This window comes from Lawsonibacter asaccharolyticus (assembly GCF_022453915.1).
GTDB classification, from domain to species: domain Bacteria; phylum Bacillota; class Clostridia; order Oscillospirales; family Oscillospiraceae; genus Lawsonibacter; species Lawsonibacter asaccharolyticus.
Map to the genome: position 1 here is coordinate 158,316 of NZ_CP091870.1, position 25,881 is coordinate 184,196.

Below are 25,881 nucleotides of genomic sequence, written 5' to 3' on the forward strand. Positions count from 1 at the left end.
GCTTTTGCGCCTGGGCCCTCTGTGTCAATGGGGTTACGGTCCTTCCGCGCGGACGGGGCGGAGGGCGGCCTCCTCGGTCTGATCGGGATACAGCTTCCGCAGATGGCGGATGCAGAGGATGGCGGCGGGGATCAGGAACAGATCGGCGCTGATCCAGGCCACCGGGGAGGCAAAGCAGGCGGCGGTGAAGCCGAACAGGGGGACGAAGACCTGGCCCATCACCGTCCGGGCGGCCATCTCGAGCACCCCCGCCAGGATGGCCAGCTGACTGAAGCCCATCCCCTGGATGGAGAAGCGCACGATATTGACCAGGGCCAGGGGGAAGAAGAAAGCGGTGAGGGTAGTGATATACTGGCTGGTGAGGGACACAAGCCGGGCAAGATCGGCCTCATCCTGGTTCAGGAACAGCATGGCGCACTGGGGAGCGAAGAGCAGCATGGCCCCCACGGCCAGCACGGCATAGCCCAGCCCCAGCCAGGCGCAGGCCCGCATCCCCTGTCCCAGCCGGTCCAGCTTGCAGGCCCCCACGTTCTGGCCGCAGTAGGTGGCCATAGAGGAGCCCATGGCGTCATAGGGACAGCAGATCAGCTGGAACAGCTTGGCTCCGGCGGCCACCGAGGCGATAGCGGCAGTTCCCAGGCCGTTGACGGCGGACTGGAGGATGATGGAGCCGACGGCGGTGATGGAGTATTGGAGGCCCATGGGGATGCCCATCCAGCACAGAACCTTGGCGGAGTGGAGGTCAAACCGCTTCTCCGCCCCCTGCATGCGCAGGATGGGGAAGCGCCTGACCATGAAAGCCAGACAGGCCAGGCCGGACAGAGCCTGGGAGAGCACGGTGGCGATGGCCGCCCCCGCCACTCCCGCACGGAAGAGCAGAATGAAAGCGAAATCCAGGCCGATATTCAGGATGGAGGCCAGGGCCAGGAAATAGACCGGCGTCTTGCTGTCCCCCAGAGAGCGCATGATGGCAGCCAGCAGGTTGTAGAGGATGGAGGCCGGGATACCCATGAAGATCACGAAGATATAACTGTACGCATCCGCGAAGATCTCCTCCGGCGTCTGCATGGCGGTCAGGATCGTACGGCACAGCAGGCCGGTGGCTGCGGTGAGCACCACGGCGATGCCCGCCCCCAGATAGGCGGCGTTGGCTACGTATCGGCGCATTTTGGAGGGCTCTCCCGCCCCAATGCGCTGAGCTACCGGGATGGCGAAACCGTTGCAGATGCCCATGCAGAAGCCGATGACCAGAAAACTGATGGAGCCGGTGGAGCCCACCGCCGCCAGCGCGGCAGACCCCAGCAGTTTGCCCACGATCATGGTATCCACCAGATTGTAGAGCTGCTGGAACAACAGGCCCAGCAGCGTGGGCAGGGTGAAGCCGGCGATCAGCCGCATGGGGCTGCCGGTGGTGAGATCGCGGGTCATAGGGGGTCCCTCCTTCTGATGCGGAGCGGGGCGCCTGCGCCCGTCTCCTGGACTGCAATATTATAGCGGTCCGCCCCCCTTTGGGATAGAGCTTTTTTTCACAATCTTTTCCCCGCTCCCCTCCAGCCGGTCTGTCAAATTGTCATGACCGGGACCGTGGGGCCTTCTGCCACAGCGGCCCGTCTCGCCCCTCAGGCCTTCGGAGCGTCCTTCTCGGTGGGCAGCAGCTTTTTCCGCTGAGAGAGGAACAAAGTCAGGGTGGTGGCACTGGCCAGGATGTCGGCGATGGGCTCGGCCGCATAGATCCCCATGACGCTGCCGGTGACTCTGGGCAGGATGAGGGCCAGGGGCACCAGCAGGATCACCTTCCGCAGCAGGGCCAGGAACAGGCTGGTCCTGGCCTGACCAAGGGCCATGAAGGTGCTCTGGCAGGCCATCTGGGCGCCGAAGGCCCAGATGCCCCCGAAGAAGAGGGGCATGACCCGGGACACCAGCTGGATCAGCTCCTGCTCAGGGGTGAAGATACGGGCCAGCACCCCCGGGATCAGGGCCACCATGACAAAGGCGGAGCAGGTGACCGTCATGGTGACGGCCAGCAGCCGCTTGAAGGTCTGCCGGACCCGCCGGTAGTTCTTGGCCCCGTAGTTGTAGCTCATAATGGGCTGGACCCCCTGGGTGATGCCCTGGGTGGGCATGACGATCATCTGCATAATGGACTGGATGATGGTGATGGAGCCTACATACAGGTCCCCGCCATAGGTCTGCATCCCGGTGTTCAGGACCACGGTCACCAGGCTCTCAGTGGACTGCATGATAAAGGGTGCCACCCCCAGGCCGGCGATCTTCCCCATCACTCTGGGGTCAGGCCGGACATAGGCGCGGCGGATGCGCAGGATGCTGTGGGGACAGCAAAGGAAGGCAAGCACCCAACAGGCGCTCACCGCCTGGGACAGGATGGTGGCCAGGGCCGCACCCCTTACCCCCCAATGGAAAACAAAAATAAAGATGGGGTCCAGTACGATATTCAGCACCGCGCCGATGAGCACGCTGAGCATGGCGGTCATCGCTTTCCCCTGGGCACTGATGAAGGTGTTCAGGCCCAGGGCCAGCTGGACGAAGACCGTGCCCAGCAGATAGATGCCGATGTAGCTGGAGGCATAGCCAATGGTGGCGTCCGAGGCGCCGAAGGCCCGCAGGATGGGCTCCTTGAAGGCGCTGAAGCCCACCGTCAGCACTGCGGCGGTCATCAGCAGCAGGGCCAGAGAGTTGCCCAGGATCCGCTCCGCCTGGTCCTTTTTTCCCGCCCCCAGCTGGATGGCGGCCAGCGGCGCGCCTCCCTGCCCGGCAAAGGCGGCAAAGGCGGACACCAGCGTAATGATGGGAAAGGTCACCCCCACCCCGGTCAGTGCCAGGTCCCCCACCTCGGGGATGTGGCCGATGTAGATGCGGTCCACGATGTTGTACAGCATGTTGATGAACTGGGCGGCCACCGCTGGTACGGCCAGCTTCAGCATCAGACGGCCGATGGGTGCCGTCCCCAGCACATTTGATTCTCTCTCCTCCACAGGAGTCACTTGCCTTTCTTTTCTGGATTTTGAGTCAAAGCCCCAGCCCATAGACCCGGTTGGCGTTGTCAAAGAAGACGGCGGGGCGGCGCTCCTCCGGCACGATGCGGGTGACGTAGTCCCGGTATTCCGCCAGATTGACGATGGGCCAGTCGGTGCCGTACAGGAAGCGGTCCCAGCAGCCCAGATAGTCCATCCAGGTGCGCAGCAGCCCCACGTATCCGGCCCGCTCCACAAAGTAGCGGTCCAGGTCCGCACGCCCCTCCAGCAGCCCGGACAGGTCAGCGCACACGTTGGGGTTCTTCTCCAGCACCGCCGCGGCCGCCTCCAGGAAGGGGTTGCCGAAGTGGCACATGACGAACCGGGTCCTGGGGAAGTCCGCCGCCGCCTCGTCCAGCGCCAGGGGGTGGCTGTACTTCAGGTGGGCCCGGGGGTGGGCGGTGAGCCCCATATGGACCGCTACCGGCTTGTCATACCGCTCCGCCAGACGGTAGACGGGCTCGTACACCGGATCGGACAGCCAGATCCGGTTGTACCCGGGGTAGAGCTTCACGCCGCAGCAGTTCTCCCGCTTCAGATGCTCCTCCACCTGGTCGGGCAGGTCCTCCGGGATGTGGCTCCCCCGGCGGAGCACCAGGCTGTCCAGCCCCACGCAGTAGTGGAACAGGTCCCGGGGGTAGTTGTGGAAGCCGGTCTCCAGGCTGCGGTTGCCCATCACCACCCCGTGGACGATCTCCAGCTCCCCATAGACCTGCCGGAGATGCTCCACCGAGTTCTCGTGCCCCACCCCACGGGCCATGGCATCGGTCCCCGGCTCGGACGGAAAGATGTGCAGGTGCGCGTCAATGATCTTCATAAGTCCCTCCTCTGATCCGGCGGCGCAGCCAGGCCGCGCCCCCATTCAGGCCAATGGCCAGCAGTGTGGAGAGCACCGCCACCAGGAAGGGGAGCAGCCAGCTCCGCTCCATGGCCCAGGCAAAGCCCGGCACAGTGTCGCTCCACTCCTTCATCACCCCGTAGATGGGCACATGAAAGGCAAAGATATAAAAGGTCAGCTCCCGCCCGCAGCGGCAGGCGGTCCTCCTCAGCACCGGGCTTTTCACCGCCGGACCGGCCACACAGGCCGCCATCACGCACACCGCGGCCAGCACCGTCCCCACATGGAGGTCCAGGAATTCCGTGCGGCTGCGCTCCCACAGCGCCAGAAGGGACCCCGCCGCCGCCCCCAGCCAGAGCCAGCCCGGCCGCAGGGCCTCGATCCGCTCCCGCTGCGATCCCATCCAGGTGCCCAGGAGGAAGAAGGGCAGGCCGTCCAGCCACACGTTTCGGATGCGCACGCTGTCCACTGCCAGCCCCTGGAGGCTCCGGCCCTCCCCCAGCACCAGGTGGACGGCCAGCAGGCCCAGAGCCAGGACGGCCAGCAGGCGGTGGGGCAGGCGGCCCCGGAGCAGCGCGGTGAGGCCCCACCACATCAGGTAGATCATCAGCAGCGCGGCCAGAAACCACAGCGGCCAGGAGTAGGGCAGGGGAAAGAGCTGCCACAGTACCAGCGATGCTGCGTTGGCCCAGGTAAAGCGCCCCAGAAGGTAGGCACCCATGGAGGCACCGCCGTGTCTGGCCATGGCGCACCCAAGACCCAGCAGGGCGAGGCAGGCGAAGAGCAGCAGGCCGGCGGTGCGGACCGTCCGGCGGGCCAGCACACGGGGCGGACTGCGCCAGCTGAAGAAGCCGGCGGAGAGGAAAAACAGCGGGACCGCAAACCGGGCCAGGCAGTTCACCGCCACCCCGATCTGTCCCGGAAGGAGGATATGGATAAAGATGACGCTGTAAATGGCGACACATTTCCACAGGTCCAGCTTGTCGTTGTGTCCGCTCCCGCGCTCCATGCGCCTCACCTCCTCTGGCCTGTAACGTAACATTATATCACAGCCGCCCGGGAAAGAAAAGCCGAGTCTGTCCCGATCTTCCTCCCTCTCTCGTTGAGTTGTTGTCCACAACTTCAACTTTAACCGATGAGGCATTGTCCTCCATCCTTTTTATTCATCTGTCCAGCATGTATTGTACTCCTACAGTAGGCGAACGACCGGGGGCAAAATTTTTCTTTACAGGGGAAGCGGGCTGTGGTATGATGCCGGGGACGAGTTCCCACATCTCGTCCAAGCACGGTCGTGAGACGCGCCGTGTTCGTTCGGGAGGCCCTGCCTCTCGTTCTCTAAAAAAGAAAATGGAGGTTTTTTTATGCGCAAATTTACCACCCGAGACCTGACCCTGGCCGCTGTCCTGGCCGCTGTCTACGCAGCGCTCACCATCACTCTGCCCGTGCCACAGTACGGAGCGGTCCAGATCCGGTTCGCCGAGGCCCTCACCGTGCTCCCGTTCCTGTTCCCCGCCGCCACGCCGGGGCTGTTTGTGGGGTGCATCATCGCCAACCTGTTTTCCCCCTTCGTGCTGGATGTGGTGTTCGGGTCCATGGCCACCCTGCTGGCCTGCCTGTGGACCAGCCGGATGACCAGCCGATGGCTGGCACCCCTGCCCCCCGTGCTGTGCAACGCAGTGATCGTGGGGGCGGAGATCGCCTGGGCGGAGGCCGGCATCACTCCCGCGTTTTGGACGGCATTCGGCTTCAACGCGGTGACGGTGGGGCTGGGTGAGCTGATCGCCTGCTATGCTCTGGGCTCCCTGCTGCTGTCCGCAATGCCTCAGGTGCCCTATTTCAGGGGGATGATCCCGGCCGAGCGGCTGGAGCGGCTGTCTTCCCGTGCGGGGCGGGAGCGGGCCTGAAGATAGAACGAGAAAGAGATCACCGGTCGGGAGAGCCGTCCGGTGATCTCTTTTTGCGCATGTTTGGGGTGGGACATGCATAATCTGGAGGGTGTGAGAGCGATCAGGGGAAAAGAGGGAGGGCGGGACATGAGATTCCAGGGGCGAGACGCCGCCAGGGGGCGGAGGATGCGGAAGGATCTGGGCCGGACGGCCGGAGCGGGGATGGCCCTGGCTCTGGTCCTGTTCCTGATGCCCGCCCTGCTGGTGCGGCAAGGGGAATTTTCCCAGGAGCTTCTGCCCCAGGGAACACTGCCCCTCCATCGGACGCCGTCCAGCGTCTCGGCCGCCAGCCAGGACCGGGGGCGGGTAGTGCGGCTGAGCCGATCGGACGGGACAGTGGAGGAACTGACCATGGAGGAGTACCTGTGGGGGGTGGTGGCAGCGGAGATGCCCGCTTCCTTTGAGGAGGAGGCCCTGAAGGCACAGGCCTGCGCTGCCCGTACCTATACGGTCACCCTTCAGGAGGCATCCAGCCCCCGGCACCCGGACGCCCAGATCTGCGATGACAGCGGCTGCTGCCAGGCGTATCTGGACCGGGCGGAGGCGGAGGCCCGCTGGGGGGCCAATGCGGAACTGTACAGCGGAAAGATCCAGCGGGCCGTGGAGGAGACCGATGGACTGGGGGTGCTCTATAATGGGGCGCCCATTCAGGCGGTGTTTTTTTCCTCCGCTGCAGGCCGGACGGTGGGGGCAGTGGAGGCATGGGGGAATTCGGTGGACTATCTGGTGGGAGTGGAGAGCCCGGAGGGGGAGGAGGTGCCCAACTACCACAGTCAGGTGGTCCTGACGGCGGAAGAGGTCAGGACGGCGGCGCTGGCACAGTATCCGGGGGCGGACCTGTCCGGGGACCCCTCGGGGTGGTTCTCGCAGCCGGTGGAAAATTCAGCCGGCGGAGTGGCCTCCGTGGATCTGGGAGGCGTCACCCTCACCGGGAGCGAGGTGCGGACTCTGTTCGGGCTCCGCTCCGCCAGCTTTTCCGTGTCCTGGGACGGGGAAGCCTTCACCTTTGACGTCACCGGCTACGGACACGGGGTGGGCATGAGCCAGTACGGGGCCAATGCCATGGCTAGGGAGGGGAGCGATTTCGAGGAGATCCTCACCTGGTACTACACCGGGACAGAGGTGGGGGAGCTGTACGGAGCGGCGGGGGAATAAGATCGGGGAAACAGCCCCTGCCGCACCGGAGGCCCCTCCGCTTCTGACAGAGGGCCGTCCCGTCCGCAGCGGCCGCAGCACATAGGAAGAGCAGCAGATGCGGGAACACGGCCCGATGAGGAGTGGACCAGAGAGCAGAATTCAAAGACCATCCCGCGGGGCGGTGCCTCCCTATATGAGCACCTGGAGCAACAGCAGAGCCGCAGATGCAGGCCGGCCTCCGAATGGCATTGGGAAGAGGCGGGGATACAAAAAGGGCTCCGGCAGCTTCTGACTGCCGGAGCCCTTCCATATTTCATCCATCAAAGGTCAATATGCCACGCCCCAGTAGATCATGTGCTTGGCGGGCTTGCCGCAGCAGACGCAGGTGTCGCCCACTGCCTCCTGCTTGAGGGGCATGCACCGGGAGGTGACCCCGGCCTGCTCCTTCATCTTCAGCTCACACTCCAGCTCACCGCACCACATGGTCTTGGCGAAGCCGCCCTCGCCCTCCATGAAGGACTTGACTTCGTCCAGGGTGCGGCACACCTTGGTGTGGTCCTCCAGATTCTGTTTAGCCCGCTGGAACAGTCCGTCGTGGACCGCGTCCAGCAGCTCCTGAACCTTAGCCTCCAGCTCTGCCAGGGGGACGAAGACCTTCTCGCCGGAGTCCCGGCGGCAGATGCAGCACTGGCCCTTCTCCATGTCCTTGGGGCCGATCTCCACACGCAGGGGGACGCCTTTCATCTCGTACTGGGCGGCCTTCCAGCCCATGGACTGGTCGCTGTCGTCCATCTGGGCCCGGATGCCCGCCGCTTTCAGGCGGTTCAGCAGGGCGGCGGCGGCGTCCAGCACGCCCTCCTTGTGCTGGGCCACGGGGATGACGATGGCCTGGATGGGGGCGATGCGGGGGGGCAGGACCAGGCCGTTGTTGTCCCCGTGGGTCATGATGATGCCGCCGATCATCCGGGTGGACACGCCCCAGCTGGTCTGGTGGGGGTAGTGGAGTTGATTGTCCCTGCCGGTGAAGGTGATGTCAAAGGCCCGGGCGAAGCCGTCACCGAAGTAGTGGCTGGTGCCCGCCTGGAGGGCCTTCCGATCATGCATCATGCACTCCACGGTATAAGTCTCCTCCGCGCCGTTGAATTTCTCCTTATCTGTCTTGCGGCCCCGGACCACGGGCATGGCCAGCACATTCTCCATGAAGTCGGCGTAGAGGTTCAGCATCCGCATGGTCTCCTCCCGGGCCTCCTCCTCGGTGGCGTGCATGGTGTGGCCCTCCTGCCACAGGAACTCCCGGTGGCGCAGGAAGGGGCGGCTGGTCTTCTCCCAGCGCAGGACAGAGCACCACTGGTTGTACAGCTTGGGCAGGTCCCGGTGGGAGTGGATAATGTTTTTATAGTGCTCACAGAACAGGGTCTCAGAGGTGGGACGGATGCAGTAGCGCTCCTCCAGCTTCTCGCTGCCGCCGTAGGTGACCCAGGCGCACTCAGGGGCAAAGCCCTCCACATGGTCCTTCTCCTTCTGGAGCAGGGACTCGGGGATCAGCATGGGCAGATACACGTTCTCGTGGCCGGTCTCCTTGAACCGACGGTCCATCTCCCGCTGGATGTTCTCCCAGATGGCATAGCCATAGGGGCGGTAGATGAACATGCCCTTGATGGAGGAGTAGTCGATCAGTTCCGCCTTCTTGCACACGTCGGTGTACCACTGGGCGAAGTCCACCTCCATGTCGGTGATCTGCTCCACCTGCTTCTTCTTGTCATTGGCCATTCTAGATCCGTCCTTTATCATCAAACTAAAAACTGGCGCGGCCCCGCAGGGCCGGGCATCAGATCAATGTGTCCCATCCATTTTATAAACAGAACCGGGAAAAGTCAAGGAAAACAAGCGGTATGGGAGGCCCAGACAAGGGGAATTCTATATCCTCAGCCACGCCGCGGCAGCGGACCTGGTAGGCTGAGGCGGGCCGGGACCGGGCCTTTTCCTTGCGCGTGGGCCGATTTTGTGTTACAATGACCCGAAATGCACAGAGCAGGCGGCAGAGGATCATCCACGCCGCCTGCCGGGGAGACGAGAAAGAGCGATGACACGATACGACGCAGGAGAATTTGATGTGGCCGTCATCGGCGCGGGCCACGCTGGCATTGAGGCCGCCCTGGCCTGCGCCAGAATGGGGCTGCGGACGGCGTGCTTCACCATCAACCTGGATGCGGTGGGCAACATGCCCTGCAACCCGGCCATCGGCGGCACCGGTAAGGGCCATCTGGTCCGGGAGCTGGACGCCCTGGGGGGCGAGATGGGCCGGGCGGCCGACCGGGCCTGCATCCAGTACCGCCTGCTCAACCGGGGCAAGGGGCCGGCAGTCTGGTCCCTGCGGGCCCAGGCGGACCGACGGGAATATCAGAAGGTGATGAAGCACACCCTGGAGCGCCAGGAAAACCTGTGGGTGAAGCAGTCCGAGGTGGTGGACATCCTCACAGACGGAGGGGCGGTGTCCGGCGTGGTCACTTACACCGGGGCGGTCTACCGGGTCAAGGCGGCTGTGGTGGCCACCGGGACCTATCTGGGGGGACGCACCATCGTGGGGGAGGTGGTCCGGGACTCCGGGCCTGACGGCCTGGCTGCCGCCGTCCCCCTGACAGCGTGCCTGACGGGGCTGGGCCTGACCATCCGCCGCTTCAAGACGGGCACGCCCCCCCGGGTCAATGCCCGCAGTGTGGACTTCTCCCGCATGGAGCGGCAGCCTGGGGATGAGGAGGGGCTGGCCTTCTCCTTCCAGACAGAGCGCCCGCCGGAGAACCGGGCGGTCTGCTGGCTGACCTACACCAACCAGCGCACCCACGACATCATCCGGGCCAATCTGGACCGCTCCCCCCTGTACGATGGCACCATCGAGGGGGTAGGGCCCCGGTACTGCCCCTCCATCGAGACCAAGGTGGTCCGCTTCCCGGATAAGGAGCGCCACCAGCTCTTCGTGGAGCCCATGGGGCTGGACACGGAGGAGCTGTACATCCAGGGGTTCTCCTCCTCTCTGCCTGAGGAGGTGCAGCTGGAGATGCTGCACACCGTTCCGGGGCTGGAGCGGGCGGAGATGACCCGGTGCGCCTATGCCATCGAATATGACTGCGTGGACCCCACCCAGCTGGAGGCCACCCTGGAGAGCAAGCAGGTGCCGGGACTGTACGGAGCGGGACAGTTCAACGGCTCCTCCGGCTATGAGGAGGCGGCGGTGCAGGGCTTTGTGGCGGGGGTGAACGCCGCCCTGAAGCTGCTGGGCCGCCCTCCATTGATCCTCCGCCGGGACCAGGGGTACATCGGGGTGCTCATCGACGACCTGGTGACTAAGGGGACCAACGAGCCCTACCGCATGATGACCTCCCGCACCGAGTACCGGCTGCTCCACCGCCAGGACAACGCCGACCGCCGCCTGACTCCCATCGGCCGCGGGCTGGGGCTGGTGAGCCGGGAGCAGGCGGAGGCGGTGCAGGTCAAGTATGAGGCGGTGGACCGGGAAGCGGCCCGGCTGGAGCGGGCCGGGACACCTCCCTCCGCTGCCTTGGACACCCTGCTGGCGGAGAAAGGGGAGCCTCCGGTGCGGGACGGGGCCCGGCTGGCCGACCTGCTGCGCCGGCCCAGGATCACCTATGAGGAGCTGGCTCCCTTCGACCCGGAGCGCCCCCCCCTTCCCAGGGAGATTGTCCAGGAGGTGGAAATCACCATCAAGTATCAGGGTTATATCGACCGGCAGCTGCGGCAGGTGGCGGAGATGAAGAAGCTGGAGGACCGGCCTCTCCCGCCGGACCTGGACTATGAGGCCATTGGCGGCCTGCGGCTGGAGGCCCGGCAGAAGCTGGCCCAGATCCGGCCCCGGAACCTGGGGCAGGCCAGCCGGGTGTCCGGCGTCTCCCCCGCTGATGTGGCGGTGCTGATGGTCTATCTGGGCAAGTGAGGACAAAGGAGAAGAAGATGAAGCTGACACAAGTGAAGGGCAGCACCTGGGTGCTGGAGGCCAACGAGCTGATCCCCCTGTACCTGCTGGACGACCGGCGGTGTGTTCTCCTGGACAGCGGGCTGGCCAAGGAGCGGGATGAGATCGAGAAGACCCTGCTGGAGGCGGGGCTGGAGCCGGCAGGCATCCTGTGCTCCCACGCCCATGTGGACCACTGCGCCAATAACCGGTATTTTCAGGAGAAGTACCACCTCCCCGTGGCACTCACCGCCCCGGAGGCGGGGATGTGCAGCAGTATCCTGAATTTGAAGTGCTACCGGCTGCTGGTCTCCCCCGATGCGGCGGAGCAGGAGATGAGCGAGATGGTGCACGTCCCGGATCTGATCCTCCCACCGGTGGACGGGCCCATCCGGCTGGCGGGAGCCATGTTCCGCATCCTGCACACACCGGGGCACTCCTCCGGCCACATCTGTGCCGTCACCCCGGACAACGTGTGCTACACCGGGGACGCCCTGATGTCCCAGGCGCTGCTGGACGCCAAGCTGCCTTACGGCCTGTCCATCCAGCTGGCCATGGAGAGCCGGGAGCGGCTGCGGGAGCTGGAGGACTGCGACTTCTTTATCATGGCTCACAAGGGGGTGTGCGCCGGAAGAGAGATCGGCCCCCTCATCGACGCCAACCAGGAGCTGGTGCGCCGCCGGGCCGGAGAGATCCGGGACCTGATCACAGAGCCCATGGACTTCAGCCAGATCTGCCGGGCGGTATGCACCCGGTTTTCCCTGCTCACCCGGCGGCCCCGCCGGGCGCTGTACTACGAGCGGAACATCCGCCTGTTTGTGGAGTATCTGATGGACCAGGGGGAGCTGGGCATGGAGACCCGCCAGGGGACGGCCTTCTACCTGCCATCAAAGAAAATATGAGGACAGTATAACCGGGCCCCGGAGATATTTGATCTCCGGGGCCCGGTAAATTCTGTGCGGACCGTTAACGAGCATATTGCTGCCAGCTGGTCGGCGTATATTCAATATTATATAATTTTTGCGGGTAGATAATAACAAGGTTTAATATCAAGAAATTACAGAAAAATTAAACCAAAAATTCGAAAAATTTATTTCAGAAATAGAAAAGCTCCTCAAATTTTTTGTCCAGCGCGATGCACAGCACCAGGGCCAGCTTGGCGGTGGGGTTGAACTGGCCGGTCTCAATGGAGCTGATGGTCTGGCGGGACACGCCCACCAGCTTGGCCAGGTCTCCCTGGGACAGACCGCGCTCCGCCCGGGCCACCTTTAAGCGATTTTTCAAGACCAGCTGTTCATCCATGTCCTCACCATCCCTGTGTGAAGTATCTTACCAGATTCCAGGCCAAAAAAGCAAGAGAGATCAGCAGCGTCACCACGTCGGAGGTGTTCCTCCGCTTGGTGAGACGGTAGAGGCGGTTGCCCACACAGGAGGCCCAGAACATGGCCAGCACACTGTTGGCGGGCAGGCCGTGGAGCCGGTTGAAGATCACGATCACTACCCCCACCAGAAAGACCAGGATCAGGCTGAAGGACTCCCCCTCGATGCGGACAGTGCGCTCCATCTCGTCCTGAAGGACGTTTTCTTTGCGGCTTTTCGCCAGGATCTCTTCCTTGTTCATGGATCATGCTCCTTTCTTTTCTCATTGGGCGGGCACCAGCGCCAGTACCAGCAGCCGCAGCATTCCCGCCAGCAGGGCCAGCAGGAAAAGGGCGGACAGCAGCACAAACGTCAGTACCAGCCTGGCCGGCCCCAGCGGTCTGGCCGGGCTCACGGCAGGGTCTCCAGGATGTAGGAGACCAGGGAGAAGAGGGAGGCCAGTCCGGCCAGCACTGCGGTGGCCAGCACGCTCTTTTCCTTCCGGGCAAAGTAGCGGCCTGCGGCCTCGCAGGAGAGATAGGCCCAAAACAGGGTCAGGGGCAGGGAGTTGTCCAGCCCCCGGACCATGTTGTAGATCATGATGACGAGAAACAGCACCAGAAATCCCACCACGCCGTACTGCCGGCCCCGGTCCTGGGCATAGGTCAGGCCCTCGTCCTTCTCGCGGCGGCTCCGCTTCAGAATGTCTTCCTTGTCCATCATAGCAGCGCTCCTTTCGTTTGGTGAGGCAAGCATATCACGTCACCCCAAAATTGTCAAGTAAACCTTGCAAAAAAATAATAATACTTTGCAAGATGACAAGCGTAATAAGATGACGGGGAGCGGCAGAGGGCCGCTCCCCGTATGAGGTCAGGAACGAAACGAGAGCCTGGAGTCTGGCTGAAAGGGGAGGCGGCCGGGGTTGCCCTCCGCACGCAGGAGGGTGCCGGAGGCCGTGTCATAGAGCACGGACCAGACGGTGTCCCGGCCCTCCCTGCGGTCATACTGGCACAGGAAGCCCATCCTGCCGGAGAGCAGGTCCTGTCCAGCTTGGAGGTCGAGCTCCGGGCCCCAGGCGGCCAGGGAGCGGGTGAGGGTCAGATAGCGCTCTTCCGCCCGCCAGTCGTCGTCTGTCTGCCGGCGGAAGGGGGCCATGGCGGAGAGGTGGAAGGAATTGACGGAGCAGACGAAGGCGTCCGTCTCCCCGGGACAATGGATCTGGGTGCGCTCCGGGGCACACTCCGCCAGGGCGATACGCCCAGCCCGGTCGGCCAGCACCAGCGTGTGGCAGGAGGAGACGGGGAGCTGCTGGAGCAGCAACAGGGCCTGGGGAACATCCCGGCAGGATTCCAGCAGGAGCCGCAGGGTCAGACCAGCATTCAGCCCGGGGCGGGGTGGGCTGGGGGGCACCGAGGTGAGTCCCGCCGCCAGTCCGAACTGATTGACGCCGTCCTCCATCTGGAGGAAGGAGGTGGTGTTGCCCACAAAAGAATAGCCGCCGTCGGAAAAACGGTATAGGCAGTTGGCGTTGTGCTCTTCCAGCTCCGTGAGAAAGTCGCTGTTCCGGCCGAACAGGGCCCCTCTCCCCCTGCGCAGGGCAAAGCAGGAGCAGCAGGGGCCGGGCGGCATGGCGTACATGGAGAAGAGGACCCCGGCCAGTTCGTCCGGGGCACACCCCTGCCCCTGGGCCAGCCCCCGCAGCTCCTCCAGGGCGGCGGGGAACCACCGGCGGCAGAAGGGCAGGCAGGTCCGGGCAAACTCCAGCCGCGCCGGGGTGATGGGAAAGGGAACAGCGTCCAGGATAAAATGGCCGTCCCGGGCCAGACCGGCTCCCAGCTGGAAGCCGATCTGCCAGTGTGTGCCGTGCAGTTGTGTGTGAAGCATAAAAACGCTCCTTTTCTGTTCAGATCTCAGAGTAAAGAGCGCGGCGCCGCCTCTCAAAAGAACGGTAGCACAATTAAAATATTGGAGCAAGGCCGATTTATTTTTTAAATTTTTTTATTCCAGGCCGTTTTTGGAGGGCTGGCCCGGCCCCGCTCCTGCAAAAGACTTTGAAATTTTGGATTTTGGGCGGGAAGGGCTTGCATTTGCGGGGAAAAAACGATAAAATTCCAAATATCTATGTCAAATGATGAAATGGCCCCCGGGCCGGGAAAGGATACTGCTATGAGTGAGACATTTCAGGGAAGCCAGGACTATGTCGCTTCCGAGGAACTGATGCGGGCGGTGAATATCGCTATGGTGCTCCAGAAGCCCCTGCTGATCAAAGGGGAGCCGGGCACGGGAAAGACGGTGCTGGCTGAGGCCATCGCCAAATCCCTGGGCAAAGAGCTGATCATCTGGAATATCAAGTCCACCACCAAGGCCCAGGACGGTCTGTATGTCTACGACGTGGTCCAGCGGCTGTATGACAGCCAATTCGGCGGCGAGGGCGTGGACGACATCGAGAAGTATGTCAAACTGGGCAAGCTGGGGGAGGCATTCACCGCCGACGACCAGGTGATCCTGCTCATCGACGAGATCGACAAGGCCGATCTGGAGTTCCCCAACGACCTGCTGTGGGAGCTGGACCGGATGGAGTTCCACATCCCGGAGACGGGACGCACCGTCACCGCCAAGCACCGCCCCATCGTCATTATCACCTCCAATGCGGAGAAGGAGCTGCCCGACGCCTTCCTGCGCCGCTGCGTATTCCACTACATCGAGTTCCCAGACCGGGAGCTGATGGCAGAGATCGTCAACGTGCACTTCCAAGATCTGGACCAGCATCTGCTGGACCAGGTGCTGGAGGCCTTCTACCGCATCCGCAGCCTGCCCCAGATCAAGAAAAAGCCCTCCACCAGCGAGATCATCGACTGGATACAGGCCCTGATCCACGGGGGCTATGACCCCGACCGCGTCGTGGCCGAGGTGCCCTATCTGGGCGTGCTGCTGAAGAAGAACGAGGACATCGACGCCCTGCGCAAGAGCTGGCGGTGATGGTATGTTCGGTGATTTTCTCTATCTGCTGCGCCGCAGCGGCCTGAAGATCTCCCTCACCGAGTGGATGGCTCTGATGGAAGCCCTGGACAAGGGGCTGGAGGGGGCCAGCCTCACTGGCTTTTACTACCTGTGCCGGGCACTGCTGGTGAAGACGGAGGCCGACTTCGACCGCTTTGACCGGGCTTTCCTGGAGTACTTCAAGGACGTGCCCTTCGAGCAGGAGGTGTCCCAGGAGCTGCTGGACTGGCTGGACCGCCCCGATGCTCTGATGGGCCGGTATGACGAGCAGCAGGCCGAGCTCAATGAGCTGCTGTCCAACACAGAGATCGAAGAGATGTTCCGAGAGCGGATGAACGAGCAGCGGGAGCAGCACAACTGCGGCAACTACTGGGTAGGCACCCACGGCATGTCCGTCTTCGGCAACTCGGGCATGAGCCCCAACGGCATCCGGGTGGGGGGCGAGGGCCAGGGCAAGCGGGCCTTCCGGGTGGCGGGCGAGCGCCGCTTCCGGGATTTCCGGGGGGACAACACCCTGGACACCCGCCAGTTCCAGGTGGCCCTGCGCCATCTGCGGCAGTTCTCCGGCCTGGTGGACCTGCCTGCCACTGAGTTCGATGTGGACAACACCATCAAGGACACCGCCAACAACGCCGGCTCCCTGAAGGTGCGCTATAAAAAGCCCCGGCAGAACACAGTGAAGGTGCTGCTGCTCATGGACTCCGGCGGGTCCATGGAGTATTACAGCCGCCTGTGCTCCGCTCTGTTCCAGGCGGTGAGCAAGTCGGGCCATTTCAAGGATCTGAAGGTGTACTATTTCCACAACTGCGTCTACTCCCGCCTGTACACCGAGCCCACCCTCCGTCCCAGCAACACGGTGCCCACCGAATGGGTGCTGAGCAACCTGTCCAGCGAGTACAAGGTCATCCTGGTGGGGGACGCCCAGATGGCTCCCCACGAGCTGGTGACCCAGTTCCGCTACCGAACTCCGGATGGGGAGGAGCACAAGCGCTGCGGCTTGGAGTGGCTCCAGATGCTCAAGGGGAAATATCCCCATATCGTGTGGCTCAATCCCGGCGACCGGCCCACTTGGGGGGAGTACTGGACCCGGACCTATGATACCATCGGCCGGGAGTTCCCCATGTTCCCCCTGACAGTGGAGGGGCTGGAGGAGGCTATGAAGAAGCTTCTGGTGCGGTGAGCACCGGTTTTCCTGGAGCGGGCCAAGGCCGGACGCGGGGACCCCGTGCTCCGGCCTCCGTTTTTCTCTGTGCCCGGGGCGGAAGAGACCCATCTTGTACTTGTATTTTTACGGGAAATAGAATAAAATATGACCAGTATCAGTATGAAAGCCCATCCAGAGGGCGCGCCGCGGGAGAGCCCGCCTCAGGGCCCGCCGTCCGCCGCGGCCCCGGCCGCCCTGGTGAAAGGAAGGATGCAACCATGAAACTGGAAAACGATCTGGGCGAGATCCGCATCAGCAGCGATGTGTTTACTGCCATTACCGGCAGCGCCGCCACCAACTGCTATGGCGTGAAGGGCATGGCGGTCCGCTCCAAGACCGACGGCCTGGTCCATCTGCTCAAGCGGGAATCCATGGCCAAGGGAGTCAAAGTATATTACAACGAGGACGGGACCGTCTCCATCGAGCTGCACATCATCGTGGAAAACGGCGTCAATCTGGTCGCCGTCTGCCGCTCCATCATGAGCGAGGTGCGCTATGTGGTGAGCAAGACCACCGGCGTGGAAGTGAGATCCGTGGACGTCTTTGTGGACTCCATGCGGTTTTAACCATTTGTAGAAAGGAACATCGCCGATATGACACAGACCATTGACGCAGCGGCCTTTCAGCAGATGGTCATCCATGCCGCCGCCGCCATCAGTGCCCAGAAGCAGCACATCAACGACCTGAACGTATTCCCAGTCCCCGACGGGGATACCGGGACCAATATGAGCCTGACCATCAGCGCTGCCGCCGCGGAGCTGAAGAAAAAGCAGTGTGCCACCGTGGGAGAAGCGGCCCAGACAGCGGCCAGCGCCCTGCTTCGGGGGGCCCGGGGGAACTCCGGCGTCATCCTCTCCCTGCTGTTCCGCGGCATTGCAAAGTCCCTCAAGGACCGGGAGACCATCGACGGCCGGGATCTGGCCATCGCCCTGGACTTCGGCGTGGCCGCCGCCTATAAAGCGGTGATGAAGCCCGCGGAGGGCACCATCCTCACCGTGTCCCGCCTGGCTGCCGCTCAGGCCGCCGCCGCCGCCCGGGAGGAGAACGCGGCGGAGTCCGTGCTGGAGGCCGCCATTCGGGAGGGGCAGGAAGCCCTGGCCGACACCATCAACCAGAACCCGGTGCTGAAGAAGGCCGGCGTGGTGGACGCGGGGGGCAAGGGCTTCCTGGTGATCCTCCAGGGGATGCTGGACAGCCTGCGGGGAGAGCCCATGCCTCAGGTGGAGGAGGAGTCCGCCCCGGCGGACAAGGCCGACTTCGTGGCCATGGCCGCCGAGGACATCACCTTCGCCTTTGACACCGTATTCATCGTGCGCAAGCACACTGAGGAGGTGGATCTGGAGCCCTTCCGCACCTATCTGAACAGCATCGGGGACAGCCTGGTCATCGGAGAGGACGACACGGCCTTCAAGGTCCACGTCCATACCAACACCCCCGGCGCCGCCCTTACCGAGTCCCAGAAGTACGGCACCCTGGAGCTGGCCAAGATCGAGAACATGCGCACCCAGGCCGATGACCTGGCGGCGGGCAAGCACGTGCAGAGCACCGACGACCTGGAGGCGGTGGAGGCCGAACTGGAGGCCGGCGCCGACGGCGGGGCGCCGGTGAAGGCCGCCCCGGAGAAGAAGTATGGCTTTGTAGCCGTCTGTGCCGGACAGGGGCTGGAGGCTGTGTTCCGTGACCTGGGGGTGGACGGAGTCATCTCCGGCGGACAGACCATGAACCCCTCCACCGAGGACATCCTGCGGGAGGTGGATAAGACTCCCGCAGAGATCGTCTATGTGCTGCCCAATAACAAGAACATCATCATGGCCGCGGAGCAGTGCGTGCGGCTGTGCGAGGACAAGAGGGTGGTGGTCCTGCCCAGCAAAACGGTGCCCCAGGGCATCTCCGCCATGCTGGCGGTGGACTTGGATGCCCAGGAGGAGGACAACACCCAGGCCATGACTGAGGCGCTTCAGAATGTCCACACCGCGGAGGTCACCTATGCCGCCCGGGACTCCGACTTTGGCGGTTTCACCATCAAACAGGGGGACTATCTGGCCCTGGAGGAGCACCAGCTGTTCGGTACGGATCAGGACCTGGACACCCTGCTCACCCGGCTGGCCCAGGCCCCGGAGCACCAAGATGCCGGCTTCATCACCATCTTCTATGGCGAGGATGTGACGGAGGAGCAGGCCCAAAAGGCCGCGGATATCTTCACGGAGGCGTGTCCCTCCGCCGAGATCAACCTGCTGCCCGGCGGACAGCCTGTGTATTATTACATGATCTCCGCCGAATAAGTGCAAAAACATCGGGAGCAGCCTTAGGCTGCTCCCGATGTTTTTTAGATATTCCATGCAGGATGTAAAAGAAGAGGGGATGAGGAGCTCAGCCCTCCCCCTGGACATTGGGGTCGGCCTCCGGCTTGTAGAAGTTGGTCTTCACACGGACCTCCCGCTCATAGGGGACCACGCCGGCCTCGCGGGCGGCGGTCATGGAGCGAAGCAGCCAGGCCATATTGTCCCCCACCAGGCGCAGGGTCTGCATCCCCTCCAGATCCGCCCGGACCTCCTCCGGCCGGTCCCCATGGACGCCGTTCCAATACTGGGAGGACACCACCGGCATGGAGGAGATGGTGAAGTACTTGTTGAGCTGGTCAAAGGTGTTGCCGGCCCCGCCACGGCGGCAGGTGACCACGGCGGCGGCAGGTTTGTAGAAGAACAGCCGCTTGGCGTCGTAGAACACCCGGTCCAGCAGGCACTTCAGCCCCCCCGCGATGCCGCCGAAATAGACTGGGGAGCCCACCACCAGGCCGTCGGCCTGGATGATCTTCTGGATGCACTGATTGACGCTGTCATCGTCGAAAACACAGCGGCCCTTGCCCCAGCAGGATCTGCAGTCGATACACCCTCGGATGGGCTGATTGCCGATCCAGAAGATCTCGGTCTCGATCTCATGCTTCTGGAGCTGAGCCGCCACCTCGGACAGGGCGGTGTAGGTGCAGCCCTCTTTGTGGGGGCTACCGTTGATGAGCAGGACTTTCACACGTATCTCCTCCTTTGGGTATCTTGAGCCCTTTCCCATATGCTCCCATTGTACCGCGCCGGGCCAGGATTTGCAATGAGAATCGAAAACACGGGAGAGATCGGGCAAAAGCGGGAAAAAATGGGAGTCTCCCAGGCGAAAGATTCTTTACCGGGCGTGCTCCGCGTGATACAATAAAAAAATAACCCGGAGGCGGCCCTGAGCGCGGACAGGCCGGCCTCGGAGGAGAAGAGAGGCGGAGCCTATGCATGAGAAGCTGATCCGAGAGATCAACGGGGAGATCGCCGACGCGCTGCTGGCGCGGAAGCTGCCCTTTGCCCCCAGCCGGAAGGCGGCGCTGGCCCTGCTGAAGGTGCCGGGATGGACGGAGGGGCTGGAGCAGATGCTGCCCATCCGGGGGCGGCTGGAGTGCGCCCATGTGCTGGAGCTGTGCTCCTGTGTACTGCCCCGGCTTGCCCCCCGGCCGGAGGAGGGGTGGCTGGCCTTCTGCACCCAGTACGCCCGGGAGCGGATGTACCCCGGTCAAGGCTTCGCCCCTGATCGGGAGGAGTATGAGGCGGGGGCCCTGTTTTTCCTCACCGTCCTCCAGGTGATGCTGGACCGGGAGCGGAGGGCGGTGCCCTTCGACCCCCTGAAGGACTTCCAGTTCCTCTCCTCAGAGGAAATGGGGGAATATGAGTGCGGGGAGGAGTACCGCCGCTTCCTGGCCGCCTTCCGGGAGGAGTACGTCTATGAGATGATGCGGCTGAGCGAGGAGACCACCCCCTTCCGCACCCTGGGGCACATCGCGGGGGTGCATTACATCGCCATGACCGTGGCCCGGGGCATCCGGGAGGCGGGGGAGAACGTAGACCTGGCGCTGGTGTCCGCCGCCGCCGCCGCCCACGACCTGGGCAAGTTCGGCTGCCGGCCCGGGGAGCGTGTCCCGCTCCTCCACTACTACTACACCGACCAGTGGCTGCTGGGGCGGGGGATGCCCGCCGTCAGCCACATCGCTGCCAACCACTCCACCTGGGACCTGGAGCTGGACACCCTCTCCATGGAGTCCCTGTGTCTGATCTACGCCGACTTCCGCAGCAAGCAGGGACGGGATGAGCAGGGGCGGGAGACCACCATCCTCTATCCCCTGGAGGAGTCCTTCCACATCATCCTGAGGAAGCTGGAGAATGTGGACCAGGCAAAGCGCCGCCGGTATGAGTTCGTCTACGGCAAGCTCCACGACTTCGAGGACTACATGCGCTCTCTGGGGGTGGACGTAGACCTGACCGGGCAGCCGGGGGCGCGGAAGCCCCCCAAGGACCCGGCCCTGATGCCCCCGGACGAGACGGTGGACAGCCTGATCCTGCTGTCGGTAGAGCACAACCTGAAGCTGATGCACCAGCTGAGCAGCGAGCGGAAGTTCGGCAACATCATCGAGGCCGCCCGCTCGGCCAAGAGCTGGCAGCAGCTGCGGGCCTATCTGGATGTGTTCGACGAGTACTGCACCTATCTGTCCGTGCGGCAGAAGACCCAGGCCCTGGCCTTCCTCTATGAGCTGCTGATCCACCGGGAGGGGGATATCCGGCGCCAGGCAGCCAGCCTCATCGGAAAGATCATCGCCAAATTCCACCTGGTCTACCGCAAGGAGGTGCCTGCCGACGCCCGCACTGACCCGGCGGAGGAGGTGCCCTTCACCCTGTGGGAGGAGTATCTGGACAAGCTCATCTACCCCGACCACAAGACCACCCCCCAGCAGCGGGGCCAGATCGGCTATACCCTGAAGCTGGTGGTGGACGCCCTGCTGGAGTACGGCCGGAGCGAGACCATGCCCCGCTTCATCGGGGCGCTGCTGCGCTACTATGACCGGCCGGAGGAGAAGGACGAGGATACCGCCTTCACCCTGCTGGACGCCATCCGCTATCTGCCCGCCCAGCAATATGACCAGGAGACCCGGGGCCGCCTCATCCGCTTTGCGGCCTGGTTCGCCGCCTCCGGCAACCTGCGCCTCCAGGCGGCGGCCCTCCGGTTCCTGCGGGAGGCCCAGCGCTCCCTGCCCCAGGATCACCCCCAGATGGCTCAGATCGCGGCGGCCGCCCGGTCTGCCGCCGGCGGGAGCCTGCCGCTGCTCTTCCTGCGGTATAAGGTCCTCCAGCGGGCGGGGGAGGACGTGTCCGACTATCAGGCGGCCCTGTATGAGCAGGACGTGACCAGTGAGATCTTCCTGGACAACCTGAAGAGCGCCACACACTGGATCATCAAGGTGGTGGGCATCGAGCTGCTCCAGGACCAGGTGGAGCACGGCCTGCGGGAGCACATGCTCCACATCGCCACCCACTTCTCCAACCTGGTGAAGGTGTCCGAGCGGGTGGGCGTCCGCCACGCCGCCGGCGAGGCCCTGGTCCGCCTGATCCCCCTGCTGCGCCGGGAGCAGCGCAACGAGGTGGTGGTGGAGCTGGGCAAGGGCCTGGAGATGGGCCAGTACCAGATCTCCAAGTATATCCCGGAGTATCTGGGCCGGGCTGCCCTGCTCCTCCACCCCAGCGAGCTGGACGAGCAGGTGCTGTGGCTGAAGAACCTGCTGGGCTCCCCCACCAACATCGCCGTGTCCGGGGCGCTGAATACCGTGGGGGTGCTGCTCCAGCACTACCCCGCCTACCGGGGGCGCTTCCCTGAGCCGGAGCGGGCCTATGAGGCCCGCCGCCAGGAGCTACTGGGCCTGCTGCTCCAGGGGCTGGCCCACTACCGGGAGGAGGTGCGGCAGGAGGCCCTTCTGGTCACCGGGACCATGCTCTTCGACAGCCCGGTGCTCTCCATGGAGGAGAAGTCCCGCCTGTTCTCCCTGTGCTACCGCAAGCTCCTCTTCCTCATCCAGGCGGGCCCCCGTCAGGACCCGCTGACCTTCTTCTACCGGGCTTCCGCCCTGGCCCACATCAACCGCTTCATCGCCCTGCGGCGGTTGGACAAGGGGCCCTTCGCCTTCTCCCAGCCCCGGAAGATCGCCTTTTTCCCCGGCACCTTTGACCCCTTCACCCTGTCCCACAAGGGCATCGCCCACGCCATTCGGGAGATGGGCTTCGAGGTGTATCTGGCGGTGGACGAGTTCTCCTGGTCCAAAAAGCCCCAGCCCCACATGATCCGCCGGCAGATCGTCAACCTGTCCATCGCCGGGGACTTCCACATCCACCTGTTTCCCAACGATATCCCGGTGAACCTGTCCAACCCCAGGGACCTGCGCCGCCTGCGGGAGCTCTTCCCCGGCCAGGAGGTCTATCTGGTGGTGGGCAGCGATGTGGTGGGCCACGCCAGCGCCTATCAGGCCGCCCCTGTAGACTGGTCGGTCCACTCCATGGACCACATCATCTTCCGCAGGGCGGGCCAGCCCCCCCTGCCGGAGGGAAAGGAGCTGGGCATCACCGGAAAAGTGATCCAGCTCCAGCTGCCCCCCCACCTGGAGGACATCAGCTCTACCCGTATCCGGGAGAACGTGGACATGAACCGGGACATCTCCACCTTCATCGACCCGGTGATCCAGGACTTCATCTATCAGAACGGCCTGTACCTCCGCGACACCCAGGACAAGCCCCTGCTCAACGCCCGGGACCTGTCCTTCCAGTGGGTGGAGCGGCCGGACCCCCTGCTGGTGGCCGATGTCACTGCTGGGCACCGGGAGCGGGAGAGCCTGCGGACCGCTATCCTCCGGGACGGGGACCAGCTGCTGGTGCTGCGCCACCGTCGGGAGGGCGGGGAGCCCATGCTGGGTTGGCTCAGCTTCCGCTATCTGTCTACAGCCGACCTCTACTCCGCGTTTCAAAACGCCGATCTGGCGGACCAGGTGCGCCTGCGGGCGGGAGGTAAGACTTTGTTCATCACCGGCCTGGCCGCCGAAGAGGAGCAGGAGAAGGACTATGCCCAGCTGCTGGTCAGCGAGGTGCTCTCCCACGCCCTGGAGGCGGAGTGCGTCTACGCTGTCTTCCACCCCCACGAGGGGCTGTGCCCCCCGGAGACAGAGGAGCTCTTCCGGCGGCAGGGCTTCATCCGCCGGGATGGGGGGCCGCTGGAGGCCGATCTGCGGGCCCCGGTGGTGCTGCTCCAGAATTTGGAGACCACCATTCAGGAGCCCCTGAGCCGCAACCCCAGGGTGCTCGCCGCCATCCGGCGGGGACACCAGCGGCTCCAGACCGCCCTCACCGGCCTGTATCCAGGCAACCTGGTCCTCACCCTGTCTGCCGACGTGATCCACCACCGGCTGCTGCGGATGATCACCCAGTTCAACCAGGTGCCCCAGGAGCCCACCACCCCACGGAAGCTGGGGAAATATATGTGCGTCCCCTTCGGTAAGCTGCTCCGGGGCAAGACTGTGCCCAACACGGTCACCAAGACTATCCACACCGACCGGGTGTACTCCCCTGATCTCAGCGAGAGCACCATCGAGGCATTTCCCAACTACGCCTCCATCCCCTGCCAGGTGCGCACCATCAAATCCTTTGACCGGCCCGTCATCCTGGTGGATGACCTGATGCACCCCGGGGTGCGCATCAAGGCCCTGGACCCCGTCCTGCGCCAGGAGGGGGTGGACATCCAGCTTGTCCTGGTGGGCATCCTCTCCGGCTACGGCCGGGACCTGATGAGTCAGCAGAAGCGGCCGGTAGACAGCGTGTACTTCCTGCCCTCTCTGCGGCAGTGGTTCGTGGAGGCCACCCTGTACCCCTTCATCGGGGGCAACACAGTGCGCCGCTCCCGGCCCCCAGTCCCCGGCCTGCTGCCGGGAATCAACCACATCCTGCCCTATGCCGTCCCTCCCTTCGCCAAAGAGTGCGGGGAGGAGGCCGTCTTCCAACTCTCCCGCTGCTGCCTGGAGTCCGCCCGGGATGTGATCGGCACCCTGGAGCGGGAGTACCGGGCACTCTACGGCCGGAATCTGACTCTGGGCCGGCTGGCTGAGGCGGTCATCCTGCCCCTGTGTCCCGACAAGGGCACCTGCCTGGGTTATGACCCCAACTTGGCCGCGTCGGTCTATCTGGAGAACGACCTGGAGCAGCTGCTGAGGACCCACCCCCGGGGCTGACCTCCGCCGACTGCTGGAAATGATCTGCGGGAAACCATTACGAGGTGTAATATTATGTTCTATTATTATGAAAAGGCTGGAAAGCTCCTGGCCTCTGAGCGGAGGGACCTCCCCTATCTCAAGGCGGAGCCCGCCCCGGGGACTCCGATCTGCTATCTGGTGGAGGGGGACCCGGTGCTGGGCCGGGGCTCCTTCAAGGTGAACTGTCCGGGCCAGCTGAGGGCCCCCCACGGCCTGGAGGTGCTGGACGCCTCCCGCCTGCCGGACTTTCCCCTGGACGCGCCCCTGTCCGCCGCCCTGGAGGAGGGGCTGCTCACCGCCGTCAATACCGGCCGGGCGGGGTGGGAGCAGGTGTTGTCCCAGAGGGCCGGGACGGAGAAAAAGCGGGTCAATATCCTGGCCATCGGGGACGTGGGCTCCACTCTGCTCACCGGGCTGAAGCTGCTGGGCGGGGATGTGATCTCATCCATCGGCATCTGCGATCTCTCCGACCAGATCACCGCCCGGTGGGAGTTCGAGATGGGGCAGATCAGCCTGCCCTGGGACTACGGGGCATTTCCGGAAGTGGAGGTCATTTCCCTGGAAAAGCTGTTTGACTGCGATGTGTTCGTCTTTGTGGCCTCCCGGGGCATCCCGCCGGTGGGCTCCCAGGTGAAGGACGTGCGCATGGCCCAGTTCGAAAACAACGCCGCCATTGTGAAGCAGTACGCCCGCATGGCACGGGCGGCCGACTTCCAGGGGCTGTGGTGCGCGGTGTCCGACCCGGTGGACCCCCTGGCCAAGACCGCCTATCTGGAGAGCAACCGGGACGAGAACGGCGTATGGGATGGAAAGGGCCTGCGGCCAGAGCAGATCCAGGGCTTCGGCCTGGGGGTGATGAACGCCCGGGCGGCCTACTTTGCAAAGCGGGACCCCAGGCTGGCCTCCTTCCTGACGGAGGGGCGCTCTTTCGGCCCCCACGGCACGGGACTGTTCATCGCCAACTCCATCGACCACTACGACGAGGAGGTCTCCCGGGAGCTGACCCACAGGACGGTCACCGCCAATCTGGTCATGCGGGAGATCGGCTTTAAGCCCTATGTAGCCCCTGCGCTGTCCTCCGGAGCCCTGTCCATCCTGCTTACCCTGCGGGGGGCGTGGCACTGCGGCTCCGTCTTCCTGGACGGGGTCTTTATGGGGGTCAAGAACCGCTATACCCCTGCCGGGGTGGAGACCGAGCTGCTGCCCCGTATCCCGGACCCCCTGTTCGGCCATATCCGGGAGGCGGCGGAGCATTTAAAGTCGGTATTATAGAGGGAAAACCGGTAAGGACGCGATTTGTTGTGCC

At 64.0% G+C, this 25,881-nt stretch carries 21 protein-coding genes; 10 read left to right on the forward strand and 11 right to left on the reverse strand.

From position 1 onward, the window contains the following. Positions 1-33: 33 nt before the first annotated feature. From L9O85_RS00765 to L9O85_RS00780, 4 genes are all read right to left on the reverse strand, one after another. Positions 34-1,428 (reverse strand): MATE family efflux transporter, encoded by a 1,395-nt coding sequence (locus tag L9O85_RS00765; RefSeq protein ID WP_050622487.1) that lies wholly within the window; start codon positions 1,426-1,428, stop codon positions 34-36. Between the two features lie 191 nt (positions 1,429-1,619). After that, on the reverse strand, positions 1,620-2,942 hold the full coding sequence (locus L9O85_RS00770) for an MATE family efflux transporter (RefSeq protein WP_301580081.1): 1,323 nt from the start codon (positions 2,940-2,942) through the stop codon (positions 1,620-1,622). Positions 2,943-3,027: 85 nt separating this feature from the next. Beyond that, the gene (locus L9O85_RS00775; protein WP_050622486.1) at positions 3,028-3,849 is read right to left on the reverse strand and encodes an amidohydrolase family protein; all 822 of its coding nucleotides are present in this window, start codon (positions 3,847-3,849) and stop codon (positions 3,028-3,030) included. Further along, positions 3,836-4,879: an acyltransferase family protein gene (locus L9O85_RS00780; RefSeq protein WP_301579198.1), complete on the reverse strand. Its 1,044-nt coding sequence runs from the start codon at positions 4,877-4,879 to the stop codon at positions 3,836-3,838. Before L9O85_RS00780 ends, L9O85_RS00775 begins: the two co-directional genes overlap by 14 nt. Before the next feature lie 352 nt (positions 4,880-5,231). Here L9O85_RS00780 and L9O85_RS00785 point away from each other — a divergent pair, with 352 nt between their 5' ends. Both L9O85_RS00785 and spoIID read left to right on the forward strand, forming a co-directional pair. Then, positions 5,232-5,774 (forward strand): QueT transporter family protein, encoded by a 543-nt coding sequence (locus L9O85_RS00785; protein ID WP_301579200.1) that lies wholly within the window; start codon positions 5,232-5,234, stop codon positions 5,772-5,774. Between the two features lie 129 nt (positions 5,775-5,903). Continuing rightward, positions 5,904-6,971 (forward strand): stage II sporulation protein D, encoded by a 1,068-nt coding sequence (gene spoIID / locus L9O85_RS00790; RefSeq protein WP_301579202.1) that lies wholly within the window; start codon positions 5,904-5,906, stop codon positions 6,969-6,971. A gap of 309 nt (positions 6,972-7,280) precedes the next feature. Here the strand turns inward: spoIID and proS are convergent, their stop codons facing one another. Then, a complete protein-coding gene (proS, locus tag L9O85_RS00795; RefSeq protein ID WP_050622482.1) occupies positions 7,281-8,723 on the reverse strand; it encodes a proline--tRNA ligase in 1,443 nt (480 codons plus the stop codon). Between the two features lie 313 nt (positions 8,724-9,036). Here proS and mnmG point away from each other — a divergent pair, with 313 nt between their 5' ends. Together mnmG and L9O85_RS00805 are read left to right on the forward strand one after the other, a co-directional pair. Beyond that, positions 9,037-10,902, forward strand: a complete 1,866-nt coding sequence (mnmG, locus tag L9O85_RS00800; protein WP_276756371.1) for a tRNA uridine-5-carboxymethylaminomethyl(34) synthesis enzyme MnmG — start codon at positions 9,037-9,039, stop codon at positions 10,900-10,902. Between the two features lie 17 nt (positions 10,903-10,919). Further along, positions 10,920-11,822 (forward strand): MBL fold metallo-hydrolase, encoded by a 903-nt coding sequence (locus L9O85_RS00805; RefSeq protein WP_108980074.1) that lies wholly within the window; start codon positions 10,920-10,922, stop codon positions 11,820-11,822. A gap of 193 nt (positions 11,823-12,015) precedes the next feature. On the opposite strand, the gene L9O85_RS00810 is transcribed toward L9O85_RS00805, so the two are convergent. The 5 genes from L9O85_RS00810 to L9O85_RS00830 all read right to left on the reverse strand — a co-directional run bounded on the left by L9O85_RS00810 (position 12,016) and on the right by L9O85_RS00830 (position 14,163). Next, positions 12,016-12,222, reverse strand: a complete 207-nt coding sequence (locus tag L9O85_RS00810) for a helix-turn-helix transcriptional regulator (RefSeq protein ID WP_050622479.1) — start codon at positions 12,220-12,222, stop codon at positions 12,016-12,018. 4 nt (positions 12,223-12,226) lie between these two features. Further along, positions 12,227-12,541, reverse strand: a complete 315-nt coding sequence (locus tag L9O85_RS00815; protein ID WP_108980073.1) for a DUF6442 family protein — start codon at positions 12,539-12,541, stop codon at positions 12,227-12,229. Positions 12,542-12,562: 21 nt separating this feature from the next. After that, positions 12,563-12,694, reverse strand: a complete 132-nt coding sequence (locus L9O85_RS00820) for a hypothetical protein (RefSeq protein WP_256181791.1) — start codon at positions 12,692-12,694, stop codon at positions 12,563-12,565. Next, positions 12,691-13,002, reverse strand: a complete 312-nt coding sequence (locus L9O85_RS00825) for a DUF6442 family protein (protein ID WP_050622476.1) — start codon at positions 13,000-13,002, stop codon at positions 12,691-12,693. The genes L9O85_RS00820 and L9O85_RS00825 overlap by 4 nt, the downstream gene beginning before the upstream one ends. A 147-nt stretch (positions 13,003-13,149) precedes the next feature. Continuing rightward, positions 13,150-14,163 carry a C45 family autoproteolytic acyltransferase/hydolase gene (locus L9O85_RS00830; protein WP_301579205.1) on the reverse strand — a complete coding sequence of 338 codons (1,014 nt, stop codon included), beginning with the start codon at positions 14,161-14,163 and terminating at the stop codon, positions 13,150-13,152. Positions 14,164-14,445: 282 nt separating this feature from the next. On the opposite strand from L9O85_RS00830, the gene L9O85_RS00835 reads away from it, so the two are divergent. From L9O85_RS00835 to L9O85_RS00850, 4 genes are all read left to right on the forward strand, one after another. Beyond that, positions 14,446-15,258 carry an AAA family ATPase gene (locus tag L9O85_RS00835; RefSeq protein ID WP_050623002.1) on the forward strand — a complete coding sequence of 271 codons (813 nt, stop codon included), beginning with the start codon at positions 14,446-14,448 and terminating at the stop codon, positions 15,256-15,258. A 4-nt stretch (positions 15,259-15,262) separates the two neighbouring features. Further along, positions 15,263-16,459, forward strand: a complete 1,197-nt coding sequence (locus tag L9O85_RS00840; protein ID WP_301579208.1) for a vWA domain-containing protein — start codon at positions 15,263-15,265, stop codon at positions 16,457-16,459. 242 nt (positions 16,460-16,701) lie between these two features. Further along, entirely contained in the window at positions 16,702-17,049 is a 348-nt protein-coding gene (locus L9O85_RS00845) for an Asp23/Gls24 family envelope stress response protein (RefSeq protein WP_050623000.1), read from the forward strand. Positions 17,050-17,076: 27 nt separating this feature from the next. Further along, complete coding sequence (locus L9O85_RS00850) at positions 17,077-18,765, forward strand: DAK2 domain-containing protein (RefSeq protein WP_256181789.1); 1,689 nt, start codon at positions 17,077-17,079, stop codon at positions 18,763-18,765. Between the two features lie 88 nt (positions 18,766-18,853). Here L9O85_RS00850 and L9O85_RS00855 read toward each other — a convergent pair whose 3' ends face one another. Then, positions 18,854-19,510 (reverse strand): flavodoxin family protein, encoded by a 657-nt coding sequence (locus tag L9O85_RS00855; RefSeq protein ID WP_108980068.1) that lies wholly within the window; start codon positions 19,508-19,510, stop codon positions 18,854-18,856. 244 nt (positions 19,511-19,754) lie between these two features. Here L9O85_RS00855 and L9O85_RS00860 point away from each other — a divergent pair, with 244 nt between their 5' ends. Both L9O85_RS00860 and L9O85_RS00865 read left to right on the forward strand, forming a co-directional pair. After that, on the forward strand, positions 19,755-24,554 hold the full coding sequence (locus L9O85_RS00860) for a nicotinate-nicotinamide nucleotide adenylyltransferase (RefSeq protein WP_301579212.1): 4,800 nt from the start codon (positions 19,755-19,757) through the stop codon (positions 24,552-24,554). 54 nt (positions 24,555-24,608) lie between these two features. Further along, complete coding sequence (locus L9O85_RS00865; protein ID WP_108980066.1) at positions 24,609-25,847, forward strand: lactate dehydrogenase; 1,239 nt, start codon at positions 24,609-24,611, stop codon at positions 25,845-25,847. The last annotated feature ends 34 nt before the right edge of the window (positions 25,848-25,881 follow it).